Source organism: Kitasatospora nipponensis (assembly GCF_039528135.1).
Taxonomy (GTDB): domain Bacteria; phylum Actinomycetota; class Actinomycetes; order Streptomycetales; family Streptomycetaceae; genus Kitasatospora; species Kitasatospora nipponensis.
In genome coordinates, this window is record NZ_BAAALF010000554.1 from 1 (window position 1) to 929 (window position 929).

Sequence of the window (929 nt, forward strand, 5' to 3'; positions counted from 1 at the left end):
CTGGGGGTCGGCGTGGCGGTGGGCGCGTCCTTGGCGACGCCGGGCACGGCGGCCGGGGCGGAGGGGGTGGCCTTCGGGGTGCCGGGCTTCGGCGCGGGGGTCGGCCGGGTGACGTTCAGGACGGTGCTGACCGAGTGCCCCTTGGCGTCGAGGCCGCCGCCGACCGTGAACGAGCGCTGCTTCTCGGAGACCTTGGCGGAGAGGCCGACCCGGAACAGGTAGCGCTGCGAACCGCCCTCCGGCAGCGCGTCGTTGACGAGGGCGTCGGTCTCCGCCCACAGCAGGGGGTCGCAGCTGCTCCGGAGCTTGACCGGCTTCCACTCGCCACCGCGCATCAGCTCGACGGTCACGTCCTCGATTCGCAGTGCGGCGCCCGCCTCGGCGTAGGTGCTGTCGAAGGTCAGCTTCGGGGCGATCCGCTTGAACGGCGCACCCGTGGAGTTGACCAGCTGCATGCCCAGCTCGACCTTCGGGCCGCCGGGCGTGATGGCGGTGGGCACCGGGGCCACGAGGGAGTTGGTGGCATCGAAGAAGCGGTTCAGTTCGGCCGGGGCCGGCTCGTCGCCGCAGGCCCAGGCGGTGGAGGCGGGGATGACGGTGAGCCCGGCGGTGAGGGCGGCGACGGCGGCGAGCGGGATGATCTTCGCGAAACGGTTGATAACGGGCGCGCGCATGACGTGGTTCCCCCAAAGAACTGAAACTGACGACGAGTTGGTGAAGGGGTGCCGCCTGGGCCGGCTCCCGCCGGGCCCCGCTCTCCGTGCCTTCAACCGTTAAGACGCGCATCCCCGCCGATGGTTGCAGGTGGGCGCAGAACTTTTTTCGAGCGCCGTTCGGGCCCCTCCGGGGTACTGCCCGGGTGACAGAACTACGGGGGATGACAGCGGCACCGCAGGGCACCACCGAGCCTCGGCCGTCGCTGCGCAGGG

General features: G+C 71.6%; 1 protein-coding gene. It reads right to left on the reverse strand.

Going from position 1 to position 929, the window contains the following annotated elements:
- Positions 1-674: hypothetical protein (locus ABD323_RS41840; protein ID WP_344447312.1), on the reverse strand; the 674-nt coding region annotated here is incomplete at its 3' end.
- Between the last annotated feature and the right edge of the window lie 255 nt (positions 675-929).